18 protein-coding genes and 1 tRNA gene are annotated in these 14,696 nt (G+C 66.8%); 15 read left to right on the forward strand and 4 right to left on the reverse strand.

The genetic code is table 11. From position 1 onward, the window contains the following. Positions 1–115 precede the first annotated feature (115 nt). The 5 genes from ACPV3N_RS00345 to rimM all read left to right on the forward strand — a co-directional run bounded on the left by ACPV3N_RS00345 (position 116) and on the right by rimM (position 3,321). Positions 116–442 (forward strand): TIGR02300 family protein, encoded by a 327-nt coding sequence (locus tag ACPV3N_RS00345; protein WP_440113042.1) that lies wholly within the window; start codon positions 116–118, stop codon positions 440–442. A gap of 85 nt (positions 443–527) precedes the next feature. Then, a tRNA-Ala gene (locus ACPV3N_RS00350) sits at positions 528–603 on the forward strand. Positions 604–721: 118 nt separating this feature from the next. Further along, the gene (ffh, locus tag ACPV3N_RS00355; protein WP_440113045.1) at positions 722–2,203 is read left to right on the forward strand and encodes a signal recognition particle protein; all 1,482 of its coding nucleotides are present in this window, start codon (positions 722–724) and stop codon (positions 2,201–2,203) included. 33 nt (positions 2,204–2,236) lie between these two features. Further along, positions 2,237–2,833, forward strand: coding sequence for a 30S ribosomal protein S16 (gene rpsP / locus ACPV3N_RS00360; protein ID WP_440113048.1), 597 nt, complete (start codon positions 2,237–2,239; stop codon positions 2,831–2,833). Positions 2,834–2,838: 5 nt separating this feature from the next. Then, complete coding sequence (gene rimM, locus ACPV3N_RS00365) at positions 2,839–3,321, forward strand: ribosome maturation factor RimM (protein WP_440113051.1); 483 nt, start codon at positions 2,839–2,841, stop codon at positions 3,319–3,321. A 53-nt stretch (positions 3,322–3,374) separates the two neighbouring features. Here the strand turns inward: rimM and ACPV3N_RS00370 are convergent, their stop codons facing one another. Next, positions 3,375–4,325 carry an NAD(P)/FAD-dependent oxidoreductase gene (locus ACPV3N_RS00370; protein ID WP_440113054.1) on the reverse strand — a complete coding sequence of 317 codons (951 nt, stop codon included), beginning with the start codon at positions 4,323–4,325 and terminating at the stop codon, positions 3,375–3,377. A gap of 38 nt (positions 4,326–4,363) precedes the next feature. Here ACPV3N_RS00370 and trmD point away from each other — a divergent pair, with 38 nt between their 5' ends. The 8 genes from trmD (at position 4,364) to ACPV3N_RS00410 (ending at position 9,928) form a co-directional block, all read left to right on the forward strand. Continuing rightward, a complete protein-coding gene (gene trmD, locus ACPV3N_RS00375) occupies positions 4,364–5,104 on the forward strand; it encodes a tRNA (guanosine(37)-N1)-methyltransferase TrmD (RefSeq protein WP_440113057.1) in 741 nt (246 codons plus the stop codon). Beyond that, positions 5,101–5,466, forward strand: a complete 366-nt coding sequence (gene rplS / locus ACPV3N_RS00380) for a 50S ribosomal protein L19 (protein WP_440113060.1) — start codon at positions 5,101–5,103, stop codon at positions 5,464–5,466. The genes trmD and rplS overlap by 4 nt, the downstream gene beginning before the upstream one ends. Positions 5,467–5,832: 366 nt before the next feature. Next, on the forward strand, positions 5,833–6,858 hold the full coding sequence (locus ACPV3N_RS00385) for an aspartate-semialdehyde dehydrogenase (protein ID WP_440113063.1): 1,026 nt from the start codon (positions 5,833–5,835) through the stop codon (positions 6,856–6,858). 5 nt (positions 6,859–6,863) lie between these two features. Beyond that, positions 6,864–7,481, forward strand: coding sequence for an aspartate-semialdehyde dehydrogenase (locus tag ACPV3N_RS00390; RefSeq protein ID WP_440113066.1), 618 nt, complete (start codon positions 6,864–6,866; stop codon positions 7,479–7,481). 13 nt (positions 7,482–7,494) lie between these two features. Next, a complete protein-coding gene (locus ACPV3N_RS00395) occupies positions 7,495–8,139 on the forward strand; it encodes a 2-hydroxychromene-2-carboxylate isomerase (protein ID WP_440113069.1) in 645 nt (214 codons plus the stop codon). Then, entirely contained in the window at positions 8,136–8,588 is a 453-nt protein-coding gene (locus tag ACPV3N_RS00400; protein WP_440113072.1) for a GFA family protein, read from the forward strand. Before ACPV3N_RS00395 ends, ACPV3N_RS00400 begins: the two co-directional genes overlap by 4 nt. Beyond that, the gene (locus tag ACPV3N_RS00405) at positions 8,585–9,340 is read left to right on the forward strand and encodes an alpha/beta fold hydrolase (protein ID WP_440113075.1); all 756 of its coding nucleotides are present in this window, start codon (positions 8,585–8,587) and stop codon (positions 9,338–9,340) included. The genes ACPV3N_RS00400 and ACPV3N_RS00405 overlap by 4 nt, the downstream gene beginning before the upstream one ends. Positions 9,341–9,403: 63 nt before the next feature. Beyond that, the gene (locus ACPV3N_RS00410) at positions 9,404–9,928 is read left to right on the forward strand and encodes a YbjN domain-containing protein (RefSeq protein WP_440113078.1); all 525 of its coding nucleotides are present in this window, start codon (positions 9,404–9,406) and stop codon (positions 9,926–9,928) included. On the opposite strand, the gene ACPV3N_RS00415 is transcribed toward ACPV3N_RS00410, so the two are convergent. Next, the gene (locus tag ACPV3N_RS00415; RefSeq protein ID WP_440113081.1) at positions 9,906–11,345 is read right to left on the reverse strand and encodes an AMP nucleosidase; all 1,440 of its coding nucleotides are present in this window, start codon (positions 11,343–11,345) and stop codon (positions 9,906–9,908) included. The two genes, ACPV3N_RS00410 and ACPV3N_RS00415, sit on opposite strands and share 23 nt — an antisense overlap. A 72-nt stretch (positions 11,346–11,417) precedes the next feature. Between ACPV3N_RS00415 and ACPV3N_RS00420 the strand changes: the two genes are divergently transcribed. Beyond that, positions 11,418–12,041, forward strand: a complete 624-nt coding sequence (locus tag ACPV3N_RS00420) for a DedA family protein (RefSeq protein WP_440113084.1) — start codon at positions 11,418–11,420, stop codon at positions 12,039–12,041. Here the strand turns inward: ACPV3N_RS00420 and ACPV3N_RS00425 are convergent. Continuing rightward, positions 12,038–12,925 carry a tyrosine recombinase XerC gene (locus ACPV3N_RS00425; protein WP_440113086.1) on the reverse strand — a complete coding sequence of 296 codons (888 nt, stop codon included), beginning with the start codon at positions 12,923–12,925 and terminating at the stop codon, positions 12,038–12,040. The two genes, ACPV3N_RS00420 and ACPV3N_RS00425, sit on opposite strands and share 4 nt — an antisense overlap. 7 nt (positions 12,926–12,932) lie before the next feature. Next, the gene (gene hemW / locus ACPV3N_RS00430) at positions 12,933–14,084 is read right to left on the reverse strand and encodes a radical SAM family heme chaperone HemW (protein WP_440113088.1); all 1,152 of its coding nucleotides are present in this window, start codon (positions 14,082–14,084) and stop codon (positions 12,933–12,935) included. Between the two features lie 72 nt (positions 14,085–14,156). Here hemW and ACPV3N_RS00435 point away from each other — a divergent pair, with 72 nt between their 5' ends. After that, complete coding sequence (locus tag ACPV3N_RS00435; protein ID WP_440113091.1) at positions 14,157–14,693, forward strand: CAP domain-containing protein; 537 nt, start codon at positions 14,157–14,159, stop codon at positions 14,691–14,693. Positions 14,694–14,696: the final 3 nt, after the last annotated feature.

A 14,696-nucleotide genomic window follows, 5' to 3' on the forward strand; every position in this document is an offset into this window, starting at 1 on the left:
GGGGTGGGTTCTGGCAAGGCGCGCCCGCTCTTGATTCCGGTGCGCCGGTCACCATCAAGTTTCGCGAATTTTCCGCCTCGCCCCCAGCCGGGCAGGCAGCACCTGAGGATATACAATGGTCAAGCCAGAGTGGGGCACGAAGCGCCAGTGCCCCAAGTGCGGTGAACGCTTCTACGACCTCGGCAACGACGAGCCGGTCGAGTGCATCGAATGCGGGGAAAAATGGTTCCCCGAGCCGGTGCTCAAGTCGAAGCAACCGATCCCCTTCGAGGAAGAGAAGAAGAAGGACAAGGAAGCCGACAGCGACCTGTCCGACGACGACGATCTGGAGGACCTCGATGTCGACGACGACGAGGATTCGCCCGACAACGACGTCGATCTCGGCGGCGACGACGATCTCGGAGTGAAGACCGGCGGCGACGACGACGACGACGACAGCTGACGGCGAGATTAGCTCTTGCTATAAGGGGCCGCCCTCCATAAAGGGGCGGCCCGCCGGACCTCGGTTCGGCACACATCGATGCGAAGGGGCCTTAGCTCAGCTGGGAGAGCGCCTGCATGGCATGCAGGAGGTCAGCGGTTCGATCCCGCTAGGCTCCACCATCGATCTGGAAAAAGTCGGCTTCCTGATGGAATCCGCACGCTGGCCGACGAGGTTTCGTCCGCCGGCGTTTTTGGCATTTGACGGGCCTTCACCGGCCCGTCGCAGGTGAGGTAGCGCATGTTCGATAACCTGTCCGATCGTCTCGGCACCGTGTTCGACCGCCTGCGCGGCCGTGGCGCGCTGAGCGAGCAGGACGTGCGCGACGCGATGCGCGAGGTGCGCGTGGCGCTGCTCGAGGCCGACGTCGCGCTGCCCGTCGCGCGCCGTTTCATCGATGCGGTCACCGAAAAGGCCATCGGGCAGGATGTCCTGCGCTCGGTCACGCCGGGCCAGCAGGTCGTCAAGATCGTCCACGACGAACTGGTCGAGATGCTCGGCGGCGAAGGCGGTGCGCAGGCCGAGCCGCTGAACCTCGCCGCCCGGCCGCCGGTCGTGGTGATGATGGTCGGCCTCCAGGGCTCGGGCAAGACGACCACCACCGCCAAGCTTGCCAGGTGGATCCGCGAGAAGCACGGCAAGAAGGCGTTGATGGCCTCTCTCGACATCGCGCGGCCCGCGGCGCAGGAGCAGCTCGCGGTGCTCGGCACGCAGGTGGACGTTGCCACGCTGCCGATCGTCCAGGGCCAGCAGCCGGTCGACATCGCGCGCCGCGCGCTCGAATCGGCCAGGCTCCAGAACGTCGACGTGCTCCTTCTCGACACCGCGGGCCGGCTTCACGTCGATCAGGCGCTGATGGACGAGATGAAGGCGGTTGCAGGTGTATCGGCGCCGACCGAGGTCCTCCTCGTCGTCGATTCGCTGACCGGCCAGGACGCGGTGAACGTCGCGCAGTCGTTTTCGGGCGAAGTGCCGCTCACCGGCGTCGTGCTCACCCGGATGGACGGCGATGCGCGCGGCGGCGCGGCGTTGTCGATGCGGCACGTCACCGGCAAGCCGATCAAGTTCGCCGGCACCGGCGAGAAGCTCGATGCGCTCGAAGCGTTCCATCCGGGCCGTGTGGCTGACCGTATTCTCGGGATGGGCGACGTCGTCAGCCTGGTCGAGAAGGCAGCGGCGACGATCAAGGAGGAAGAGGCCGAAGCGCTCGCCAAACGCATGGCGAAGGGCCAGTTCGACCTCAATGATCTGCGGATGCAGTTGAAGCAGATGCAGAGCATGGGCGGCCTGGGAATGCTGGCCGGCATGATGCCGGGCATGAAGAAGGCCAAGGCCGCGATGGCGCAGTCGGGCGTGGACGACAAGGTGCTCGTCCACATGGACGCGATCATCGGATCGATGACCCCGAAGGAACGGGCGCGGCCCGAACTTATGAACGCCAAGCGCAAGAAGCGCGTCGCGGCGGGGGCGGGGCTCGAGGTTCAGGACGTGAACAAGCTGCTCAAGATGCACCAGGAAATGGCCCGCGCGATGAAGCAGATCCGCAAGATGGGCGGTTTCAAGGGCCTCGCCGCCGCGTTCGGCAAGGGAGGGCTCGGCGGGGCGCTGGGCGGAATGGGAATGGGCGGCATGGGCGGAGGCGCTGGCGCGCCGCCTTCGCTCCCCGGTCTGGGCGGGGGCGGGCTGCCTCCGAACCTCGGCGATTTGATGAAAAAGAAGTGATTTCAGTTTTGTATTTTAGAAAGGTGAAGTGAAATGGCAGTTGCAATTCGTCTGTCGCGCGGTGGCGCGAAGAAGCGTCCGTATTACCGCATTGTCGTGTCCGACAGCCGCTCGGCGCGCGACGGCAAGTACCTCGAGCAGATCGGGACCTACAACCCGCTGCTCGCCAAGGACGACGAGAACCGCGTGAAGATCGACGCCGATCGCGCCAGGCACTGGCTTTCGGTCGGCGCGCAGCCGTCGGACCGCGTGGCCCGCTTCCTCGACGCCGCCGGCGTCCGCGAGCGTGCGGCGCGCAACAACCCCAAGAAGGGTGAGCCGGGCGAGAACGCCAAGGCTCGCGCCGAGGAGAAGGCCGAGAAGGAAGAGGCCGCCAAGGCCGCTGCCGCCGAGGCCGCAGCCGCTCCCGAGCCCGAAGTCGAAGAAACTCCGGCCGAGGGCGAGAACGACGCGACCGGCTCGGTCAAGTCGGAAGACACGGCCGAAGCCGTGGCCGAGGCAGTCGAGGACACCGTTCCTGCCGACGCGACCGCGGAAGACGCGACCGCGATGGCAGAGGAGACCAGCGAAGGCGGTCCGGCCAACGAGCAGGCCGACGACACCGCCGGCGAAGAGAAGGCCGAGGGCTGAGCCCGATGGACAAGCCCGTCACCCTCGCCGCCGTCGCCGGCGCGCACGGGGTGACGGGCGAAGTTCGCCTCAAGCTGTTCGGCGAGGGCGTCGAGGCGCTTTCGTCCTACACCTGCTTCAATGACGGCTCATTGACGCTGAAGAAGCTGCGGGACGACGGAAAGGGCGGCGCCATCGCCCGTTTTGCCGAAGTGTCCGACCGGACCGGGGCCGAGAAGCTGCGCGGCACCGCGCTTACCGTGCCTCGCTCGGCGATGCCGCCGCTGGAAGAGGGCGAGTACTATCATGCCGATCTTGTTGGATTGGTGGCCGTATCCGGCACCGGCGAACCGATCGGCACGGTGGTGGCGGTCGAGAATTTCGGAGCCGGCGACATCCTCGAGATCGAGAAGTGCGATGGCAAGCGGTTCATGGTCCCGATGACGGCCGATGCCGTGCCCGAATGGGATGGCGCACGGGCGGTAATAGCCGACGGGTTTGCCGATTAGGCCGTTCTGATCCCTTGCCCGGGTGTCTTCTCCGGCCCCGGCTTCGCGACAATTCAGTTCCGCGAGTCGGGCTCGCGTCTGAGCGGCCGGTCGGCGGCGAGGTGATTGCGGATCGTCGTTGCTGCGACCCCTGCCTGGCCCATAGCGTGGCTGATCTGGTCGAGCCCGAGCACTACGTCGCCCGCGGCGAAAAGGCCGGGAAGCGTCGTTTCGAGATGGTCGTCGGTCACGATGCTGCCGTCGTCGGCCGTCCTTGCACCGGCGAGATCCGCAAGCTCCGAACGAATGTGGCTGCCGAGTGCAGGATACACGCTGTCGAAGACCATCCGTGTGTCTGCCGTATCGAAAGCGAGCCGGTCGCCTTCGATCGCCCATCCTCCGCAGGGGCCGGCGACCCGCGCGATGCCGGCCTCCTCGAGCTTGGCGGAGCATTCTTCGTCGAGATCATGCTCGCCGTGCGGGCTGACGAGCGTGAGATCGGCCGTGAAACCGCGCAGGAACAAAGCCTCGGCCGTGCCATGGTCTCCGGTACCAATTACCGCGACGCGCCTGTCGGTCACCTCGTAGCCGTCGCAGACGGGGCAGTAGCGCAGCATGCCGCGGGCGAGCGCAGCGTCGTGCAGGTCATCGGGAAGCGAATCGGGGCGCCGGTTGACGACGCCGGTGGCGATCAGGACGCTGCGGGCGGTGTAGGTTCCGGAATCGGTGCCGACGGTAAAGCAATCGCCGGTCCTCGCGAGGTGCTCGACGCGTTTCTCCTCCCGCACCGCGCCGTATTTGCGCGCCTGTTCAAGCATCCGGGCGAGCAGGTCCTTGCCCGATATGCCATCGGGAAAGCCGGCGTGGTTGTGGGTGCAGGGTATCCACGCTGCGCGGCTTTCGCCGCTGTCGAACAGGCGGATCGAAAGGTGATAGCGGGCAAGATAGATGGCCGCGGTCAGTCCTGCGGGGCCTGCGCCGATGATGATGCAGTCGTCGGGCGTCGGCCTGTCGTCGTCGCTCATTCCTTGCCTTGCCCTTCCGCGTTGCGCATGGGCGAGGGATGACCTTCGCCGCTACCGTCATAACGCTCTATCCCGAGATGTTTCCCGGCCCGCTCGGAGTGTCGCTCGCCGGACGCGCGCTCGAGCGCGGGGACTGGACGCTCGAAGCGGTGCAGTTGCGCGACTTCGCCACGGACCGGCATCGGACCGTTGACGACACGCCGGCGGGCGGCGGGGCGGGGATGGTGCTGAAGGCCGACGTCCTTGGCGCGGCACTCGACAGCGTGGAGCCGGGGCGGCCGGTCCTTGCCATGACGCCGCGCGGGGAACCGATCGACCAGGCGCGGGTACGCGCCCTCGCGGCGGGGCCGGGCGTCACCATACTGTGCGGCCGGTTCGAAGGGTTCGACGAACGCATCTTCGAGGCGCGTCCGCAGGTCGAGCAGGTCAGCCTGGGGGACATCGTGCTGTCGGGCGGAGAGCCGGCCGCGATCGCCCTGCTCGACGCTTGCATTCGCCTGCTTCCCGGCGTAATGGGCGCCCCGCTCAGCGGAGCCGAGGAGTCGTTCGAGGACGGCCTGCTCGAATATCCGCAGTACACCCGACCTTTTGAATGGGAAGGGCGCACGATCCCCGAAGTGCTGCGATCGGGGGATCATGCGAAGATCGCGGCATGGCGCAAGGCCATGAGCGAAGACGATACACGGCTACGCAGGCCGGACCTTTGGGAACGCTACAGTGGCGTTCGGGGCCGACCTGCCTCTGGTGCGCAGCGCGAAACGAAGGAACCGGACCAGTGAACCTGATCCAGCAGCTCGAGGCCGAAGCGGCCGAAGCCCTGACCCAGGGCAAGGACATCCCCGAATTCCGCGCGGGCGATACCGTGCGCGTCGGCGTGCGCGTCGTCGAAGGCACCCGCACCCGTACCCAGAATTTCGAAGGCGTGTGCATCGCGCGTTCGAACCGCGGCATGGGTTCGAACTTCACCGTTCGCAAGATCAGCTTCGGCGAGGGCGTCGAGCGCGTCTTCCCGCTCTATTCGCCCAATATCGAAAGCATCACCGTGGTGCGTCGCGGCGTCGTGCGCCGGGCGAAGCTCTATTACCTGCGCGGCCGCACCGGCAAGCGGGCCCGCATCGCCGAGCGCCGCGAAAACGCCTGAGCGCGTTTCGCCGCGAAGGCTGCACAAAAAGGGCGCTCCGGACAATCCGGGGCGCCCTTTTTCGATGGCGACCCGCAAGAAGCGGCGGGGCAGCGCCGGGGGGCCGTGGGAGCCGCCCCGCCAGTCGTCGGATATTGACTGACAGGAGACCGCGTCGCGGCGCCACCGCCGTCTGGTATCTCCTCGTCCCCGCGCAGGGGCGGGAGGTCAGGCTGGGGCGGCACCTGTTAGGTAAGACGAAAGAAACCCGGTCAACCCGATCTTAACCACGGCATGGTGCGAATACGTCGGCACGGCGTTGCGCTTTCGCGCCGGAAGCGTAGAGGGGGCGGCCTTGAATCTTGCGGGTGCGAAGGAGTGAAAGCCGTGGGTTACCGGGTAGCGGTGGTCGGAGCGACCGGCAACGTGGGACGCGAGATGCTGGCGGTCCTCGCCGAGCGCGAATTCCCGTGCGACGAGGTTGCCGCCGTGGCGAGCGCTCGCTCGACGGGCACCGAGGTCGAGTTCGGCGACACCGGCAAGATGCTCAAGTGCAGGAACATCGAGCATTTCGACTTCGCGGGCTGGGACATAGCGCTGTTTTCCGCCGGCGGTGGCCCGGCCCGGGAATACGCGCCCAAGGCAGCCGCTGCGGGCTGCGTGGTGATCGACAATTCGTCCTTCTACCGCATGGACCCCGACGTGCCGCTGATCGTGCCCGAGGTGAACCCGGACGCGATCGACGGCTATGCCAAGAAGAACATCATCGCCAACCCCAATTGCTCGACTGCGCAGATGGTCGTCGCGCTGAAGCCGCTGCACGACGCGGCCGGCATCAAGCGCGTGGTCGTGAGCACCTACCAGTCGGTTTCCGGCGCGGGCAAGCAGGGCATGGACGAACTGTTCCAGCAGAGCCGCGCGATCTTTGTCGGAGACCAGGTCGAGAGCAGCAAGTTCACCAAGCAGATCGCGTTCAACGTGATCCCGCACATCGACACCTTCCTCGACGACGGGTCGACCAAGGAAGAGTGGAAGATGGTGGTCGAGACGAAGAAGATCCTCGACCCGAAGATCAAGGTCACGGCGACATGCGTGCGCGTACCGGTCTTCGTCGGCCACTCAGAAGCGATCAATCTGGAGTTCGAGCGCGAACTGTCGGCCGAGAAGGCGATGGACATCCTGCGCGAGGCGCCGGGCGTCATGCTCGTCGACAAGCGCGAGGACGGGGGATACGTCACCCCGGTCGAATGCGTGGGCGACGGCGCGACCTTCATCAGCCGCGTGCGCGAGGACACCACTGTCGAGAACGGCCTCAACATCTGGTGCGTCAGCGACAACCTGCGCAAGGGCGCAGCGCTCAATGCGGTGCAGATCGCCGAACTGCTCGGACGGCGTTGCCTCAAGAAGGGGTGACTTGCGTGCGGGTCCTCGCGGCCGGCCTTGTCATGCTGGCGCTCGCGGGATGCCAGCAGGAGAACCGGGGCGATGCGCCGGGTGCCGCTGCCGCTGCATCGGCTGCACCTTCTGCCGAGGCGACGGCCAGCGCGACGGCCAGCGCGGCGGCGCGGCGCGGGCAGAGCCGCCGCGCGGTGCTCGATGCCGGCGGAGTGGCCATCGGACGCAATCCGGGGACCGCGGACCATTTCGCGTTCGGTTCGCCCCGTGCGACCGTGGAAGGGGCCAGCGATGCCTGGCTGGGCGACCCGGAGCGGTCGGCGAATGCGGAGTGCGGCGCGGGGCCGATGGAGTTCACCCGCTATGGCGGGCTGACGCTCAACTGGCAGAACGGCAGGCTCGTCGGGTGGCTCGCCGAGGCCGACCCGGCAGTCGTAACCGATGACGGAATCAGGCCGGGCACGTTGTTTCGCGATCTCGAGGTGGCGCGGAGCGCGCGCTACCGGAAAGACAGCACGCTCCCTGGCGAGTTCGATTACCTTGCCGCCGATGGACGTGAAATCGGCGGATTCGTCAGCGGTGCTGGACGCGACGCGGTGATCGAAAGCCTCTATGCGGGGGTGAACTGCTTCTTCCGCTGACAGGAGCCGAGCGATGCTGGCCGCCGACCTCTATTTCAGTTTCCGCAGCCCCTACAGCTACCTCGCGGTCGGGCGGTACCGGCAGCTGTCGCAGGACCACGCGGTCGATATCGCGCTGCGCCCTGTTTACCCTCTCGCTATCCGCCAGCCGGATTTCTTCGAGCGGAACCATCCCAACTGGCTGCGCTACACGATGCTCGACATGTTCCGGGTGAGCCAGATGGAAGGCATTGCGTTCGGCCCGCCGAGGCCTGACCCGATCATTCAGGACGTCGCCACGCGGACGATCGCGAAGGACCAACCCTATATTCGCCGCGTCACACGGCTCGGTCAGGCCGCTGCGCGGCGCGGTGGCGGACTCGCCTTCGCGGCGGAAACCGGCCGGCTGATCTGGGGTGGAGCGGAAAACTGGCACGAGGGCGACCACCTCGCCCGGGCAGCGGAGCGCGTGGGACTGGATTTCGCCGATCTCGACGCCGAAGTCGCCACCCAAGCGGAGGCGCTCGACGAGGAGATCGCTGCGAACCAGCAGGCGCTGGAGGATGCCGGCCACTGGGGCGTTCCGACGCTGGTGTTCGACGGTGAGCCGTTCTTCGGGCAGGACCGGATAGCCATGGCGAAATGGCGCATGGAGCAGAAAGGATTGGAGCGACGATGAGCGACAAAGTCCGGAAGCACGGCGGCTGCCAGTGTGGCCGCGTGCGCTACACGGCTACGGTCGACCCCGCCGGGGCCTACCTGTGCCACTGCCGCATGTGCCAGCGCGCTACCGGCGGCTTCGCGGCGTCGTTCGTTCAGGTCGCGCAGGCCGACCTGGCCTGGGCGCGCGAGCCGGACTGGTATGCAAGTTCGCCCATCGCTGCACGCCCGTTCTGCTCGCACTGCGGCACGCCGCTCGGCTTTCGTTTCAACGAAGGTTCGACCAACATGGACCTTACGGTGGGTAGCTTCGACGATCCATCGGACTTCAAGCCCAGGCATCACTTCGGCGCGGAATCGTTGCACGAGGCCTGGCTGGACACCAGTGCTCTCCCGCGCATTCGCACCGACGAGTACGACGTGCTCGTACAGAAGTGGAAAGATGCCGGTGTGGAGCCGCCGCAGTGAGCGACCAGCGTACCGAGAAGCTTCAGGGCTTCGATGGACAACCGCTGGCGGTGCACCGGCTGGGCGCGGGTCGTCCCGTGCTGCTGCTTCACGGGCTGTTCTCGGAAGCTCAGACCAACTGGGTGAAATTCGGCCATGCGGCCACGCTCGCGTCGGCGGGGTTCGAGGCTATCATGCCCGATTTCCGTGCGCACGGGGCGAGCGCGAAACCGCACGATCCTGCCGCCTACCCCCCGGACGTTCTCGTGCGCGACACCTTTGCGCTGGTCGAGCAGCTTGGCCTCGGCGATTACGATCTCGCCGGTTTCTCGCTCGGCTCGCGCACCGCCGCGCGCTCGGTCATCGCGGGGCTCGAGCCGCGGCGGTTGGTTCTTGCCGGCATGGGACTCGAAGGGCTGGCCGGCTGGAACCGCCGCTCGGCGTTCTTCATCGATGCGATCGATCGGTTCGACCAGGTGCGCCATGGCGATCCCGCGTTCATGGCGGTCGCCTTCATGAAGACCCAGAAGGTCGACCTGGTCGCGGCACGATTACTGCTGGAATCGATCGGTGATACCGACCCGGCCGAGCTTGAACGGGTCACGATGCCCACGCTGGTGCTGTGCGGCGAAAGCGACCGCGACAACGGAGACCCCGTCAAGCTCGCTGAGGCGCTGCCCGATGCCCGGCACGTCGCGATACCCGGAACCCACATGAGCTCGGTGACGGAACCCGCGATGGGCGAGGCGATAGTCGATTTCCTCAGTCCTTGATCGCGCTTGCGCCCCGCGCCGTTCGCGCCGAAAGCATGGCGATACCGGTGGCGGGGGACGAGCATGACGGTCTTGAAGAATGCAATCGCAGGATTGGGTACCTGGCTCGCTTTGGGGGGTGCGCTCGCGGCCGCCGACGAGACCGTGTCCGCGTCCGATCCGGCGCAGGTCGCGCGCGTGATGGAAGAAGCAGGATACGTCGCCCAGCTCGACACCGACGGTTATGGCGATCCGCTGATACGCACGAACTTCGCCGGCTACGGCGGCTCGGTCTACTTCTACGGCTGCGACGAGGGCACCCATGCAGGATGCGATTCGATCCAGTTCCGGGTCGGACTCGACCGCAAGTCGCCGGCCACACCGGAACTGCTCAACGACATCGTGCGCAAGTACCGGTTCATCGCCCTGTGGCTCGACAAGGAGGGTGATCCCTGGGTGAATTACGACGTCTACACCGGAAGCGGGGTACCCGCGGCGACGTTCCTTGCCGCGTTGAGGGCGTTCGAGGGCAACTTTGCCGCTGTTGCCGACGACGTGTTCGCCGAGGAGCGCGCCGAAGCGGGCGCTACCGGAACGGAGGTTCGTTGAAAGCGCGCAGCTTGCGGCTGTGCAGCCGGTCGCCTTCCTCGCGCAGGCGGCGACAGGCGGCAATCCCGATCTGGAGATGCGCGGCGATCGCCTCCTCGTAGAAGCGGTTCGCCTGACCAGGCAGCTTGATTTCTCCGTGAAGCGGCTTGTCGCTCACGCACAGCAACGTCCCGTACGGCACGCGGAAGCGGTAACCCTGGCCCGCGATCGTCGCGCTTTCCATGTCGACTCCGACCGCGCGCGACAGTGACATGCGGTGCGCTGACTTGGTGTACTGCAGTTCCCAGTTGCGATCGTCGGTCGTGACGACCGTCCCGGTGCGCATCCGCTGCTTGAGGTCGGCGCCCTGCGCGCCTGAGACTTCCTCGGCCGCGCCATAGAGCGCCTGCTGGACCTCGGCGATCGCGGGGAGAGGGATTTCAGGTGGCAGGACCTGGTCGAGCACGTGATCGTCGCGCAGGTAGGCGTGGGCGAGCACGTAATCACCGATCTTCTGGCTCGGGCGAAGGCCTCCGCAGTGGCCGATCATCAGCCACGCCTCGGGCCGCAGGACCGCCAGGTGATCGGTGATCGTCTTGGCGTTCGACGGCCCCACCCCGATGTTGACCAGCGTGATTCCGCTGCGATCCTCGCCGATCAGGTGATAGGCGGGCATCTGGTGCCTCCGCCACGCGGTGTCGGACAGCTGCAGCCGCGCATTCGCGCGCCGTTCGGTCAGCATCAGGCCGCCCGCGCCGGCAAGCGCGGTGCAGCCGTTCTGCCCCAACTGCTCGCCCGCCCAGTCGACGAACTCGTCGACGTAGCGGTGGTAATTGGTGAACAGGACGAAGCGCTGGAAATGCTCGGGATCGGTGCCCGTGTAATGCGCAAGGCGGGCCAGGCTGAAATCGGTCCGGAGCCCGTCGAACAGCGACAGCGGGATCGCGTCCTCCGGCCCGCCGAGTTCGATGCCGTCGGCCAGTTCGTCGCCGATCAGCGCCAGCTCGGTCGCCGGGAAATGACGGGCGAGGATCTGCGGCTCGATCCCGGCAAGTTCGGCCCCGGCTACGCCGTCGAGCACGTACGGGAACGGGATCTCCTGCCGCGACGGACGCACCTCGACCTCTACCGCATAGTCTTCGGCGATGAGCTCGAGCTGCTCCGCCAGGTATGCCGCGAACAGGTGCGGCCGCGTTACGGTGGTAGCGTAGGTTCCCGGCTCGTTCAGCCGGCCGTAGGCGAGACCGCGCGAACTTGCCGGAGGCTCTCCGCCATAGCGGATCACGAGTTCGGGGTAGGCATAGCTACCGTCGAGCCGCCTCGAGGCCGAAGGTAGCGCGCCTTCGCGGGCAAATGCGACGATGTCGGCGCGCAGCGCCGCGACCGCACGGTCGTACTGTTCCGTCAACGCACCAAGAATTGTATCAACCGATTCCATCGACGGCCGATAGCGCGCTCTGCCGAAGAGGCAAAGGGAGAACCCTTTGGCCGCCCCGTCCGTTGACAGCGCATGCACGGCCTTATCATCGAACTGATCGCCAAGGGAGGATACCTCGGGATCTTTCTCCTGATGGCGATCGAGAACATCTTCCCGCCGATCCCCAGCGAAGTGATCATGGGGGTGGGCGGCGTGCTCGTCGCGCGCGGCGACATGGCGTTCTGGCCGCTGCTGGTGTGGGGTACGCTCGGCACGGTCGCGGGCAACTACGCCTGGTACTGGGTCGGGGATAAATGGGGGTATGAGCGGACGAAGCCGTTTATCGACCGTTGGTCGCGGTGGCTGACGGTCGACTGGGAGCATATCGAAAGCGCCACCCGCTTCTTCCGCCGGCATGGCCAGTGGGTCGTGTTCTTCCTCCGCTTCAGCCCCTTCATGCGAACGATGATTTCGCTTCCCGCGGGCCTTGCGCACATGAGCTTGCCGCGATTCCTGATCTTCACGACGCTCGGCTCGGCGATCTGGAATGCGCTGCTGATTTTTGGCGGGACCGTCCTTGCCCGCTGGCTCAGCGAATACGAGGCGGTCATGGGCTGGGCGATCCTCGGCCTGATCATCCTGACCGTAATCGGCTACGCGTGGCGGGTCATGACATGGAAACCGCGCGGTTCCATGCCGTCAGAGGACGCCGCCTAGGAGCGCGGATGCGCTTTGCGGTAGGTATCGAGCAGCGTCGCCGCGTCGACCTTCGTGTAGATCTGGGTCGATCCCAGGCTCGCGTGGCCGAGCAGTTCCTGCAACGACCTGAGGTCCGCCCCCGCGCCCAGCAGATGGGTGGCAAAGCTGTGACGCAGCGCGTGGGGTGTCGCCGTTACCGGCAGGCCGAGGGCGACGCGGGCCCGCGCCATTGCCTTCTGGACCATCCCCTGGCCCAGCGGGCCACCCTTGGCGCCGCGGAACAGCGGCTGGTCCCTTTGCGCAGGCCACGGGCTCTTCGCCGCGTAATCGGCGACCGCGGCGCGCACCAGGGGCAGCAGCGGAACGACCCGCTGCTTGCCGCCTTTGCCGGTCACCGACATCGTCTCGCCAAGCGGCAGATCACCGCCGGTGAGCGAAAGCGCTTCGGCGATCCGCAGCCCGGCGCCGTACATCAGGAGAAGCACTGCGCGGTCGCGGGCGCCGATCCAGTCCTCGCTCGCGCTGCCGGCGATAAGATCGGCCAGGTTGACTGCCTCGTCGGGTGTGACGGGACGGGGCAATCCCTTCTTGAGCCTCGGGCCGCGCAGACGCGGAGCGGCCGCGTCCATCCCGAGCCGGGTGCGGGCGAACGCCACGAAACCCTTGAGAGCCGATAGCTCGCGCGCGGTGGAGGTATTGGCAAGCCCCTCGGCGCGGCGACGCGCCAGATGCCGCCGCAAGGCAGCGCCGTCCATCGCGACCAGCGCCTGCCAGTCCTCGATCCCGCTTGCATCCAGCAGGCGGGCGGCCGCGCCAAGATAGGCCCGGACGGTGTGCGGCGAGCGCCGCCGGCCCTCGCGCAGGTGGTCGCCCCACGCGGCGAGGAGATCGGCCTGGTTCATGCCGCCCTCACGCCTCGACCAGCGAGGCGGGTACGAGTTCGCCCAGGAGCGCATCGAGAAGCGGCATGCCGGCTTCCGTCACTATAAGGCGGCCTTCTTGGCCCGCTACCAGTCCGAGAGACTGGTAAAGCGCGAGACGGTCCCGCTCGACGAGATCCGCCTCGGCAATTGCGAACCGCTCGGCGAGCGCTGAGAGATCGACCCCTTCGGCCAGCCGCAGGCCCATCAGCAGGGCTTCCGACGCCTGTTCGCGGCGCCCCAGCGCCCGCTCCTCGGCAATGCCGTGGCCGCGTTCGGAGACGGCCACGAGCCAGTTTTCCGGCTTCTTGTGCCGAATGGTCGCGGCGCGACCCCGCCGTCCGTGTGCACCGGGGCCGATCCCGGCGTAGTCGTGGTAGCGCCAGTAGGCGAGGTTGTGGCGGCTTTCCTGGCCGGGAAGCGCATGGTTCGACACCTCGTAGGCAGGCAGGCCCGCACTGGCGGTCATGTCGCGGGTGAGCGCGAACAGGTCCGCCGCGGGATCATCGTCCAGCGGATCGAACGCGCCGCGCCTCACGTCGGTCGCGAAGCGGGTGCCCGGCTCGATCGTAAGCTGGTAGAGCGAGAGGTGGTCAGTTCCCAGCGCGAGCGCGCGGGCCAATTCCTTTTCCCAGTGGGCCGCTGACTGACCGGGCCGCGCGTAGATCAGGTCGGCATTCACCCGGGCGAAGGTGCGCTGTGCGGTCTCGAGCGCGCGCAACCCTTCGTCCGCATCGTGAAGCCGGCCGAGAAAGGACAGCGCAGCGTCGTCGAGCGACTGGAGCCCGAGCGAGACCCGGTTGATCCCTTCCGCCGCAAGGCCTGCAAAAGCCGCCGCTTCGACCGACGAGGGATTAGCTTCCAGCGTGATCTCGATATCGCTCGCGAAGCCCCAGAGCGATTGGGCTTCCGAAAGCAGCGCGCCCACAAGCGCGGGCGGCATCAGGCTCGGCGTGCCGCCCCCGAAGAAGATCGATTCGAGCCGCTCGCCGCCCGCCGCTGCCGCTTCGTGCCGCATGTCGGCGATCAGTGCAGTTTGCCACTCGTCCACCTCCACATGGTCACGCACGTGCGAGTTGAAATCGCAGTAGGGGCACTTCTTCAGACAGAACGGCCAGTGGATGTAGAGTGCGCGCGCCATTTACCCTGTATGCGTCAGATTCGGTTAAGTGCCCCGGCTATAGCCTATTCGGCCTCTGGATGGGGTATCGGGTTGGGTCGTCTCATGGTGCGGGGTCTGTTTGCGTCTGCAATCGCGGGGATCGTGATGGCGGTCCTGCCTGCGGGAGCGTTTGCCAATACAGCAGACGAAGGCAGTTTCGCCTACCGTCTGCTGGCCGCGCACAATGCAGAGCGGGACCGGGCGGGCCTGTCCCGGCTGTCGTGGTCGAGCCGGCTTGCGCAGGATGCGCAGGACTGGGCTGTCGTGCTGTCGAGAAAGGGCACGCTCGAGCACGCGAGCAGCGAACGACGCCGCAACATGGGCGAGAACCTGTGGATGGGGTCGGCCGGCTACTACAGCGCAGAGACCATGATCGAGGGCTTCCTTGCCGAGCGTACCCGGTTCCGCCCAGGCACGTTCCCGCAGGTCAGTCGCACGGGCAACTGGTCCGACGTCGGGCACTACACGCAGGTCATCTGGCCGACGACGACCGAAGTCGGCTGTGCGGTCGCCAAGGGCAGGGTGAACGACTTTCTGGTGTGCCGATACAATCCGCCGGGAAACACGTTCGGCCAGAAGGTCGGGTGATGC

Origin of the sequence: Tsuneonella sediminis, assembly GCF_051912845.1 — a bacterium.
Classification (GTDB): domain Bacteria; phylum Pseudomonadota; class Alphaproteobacteria; order Sphingomonadales; family Sphingomonadaceae; genus Tsuneonella; species Tsuneonella sediminis.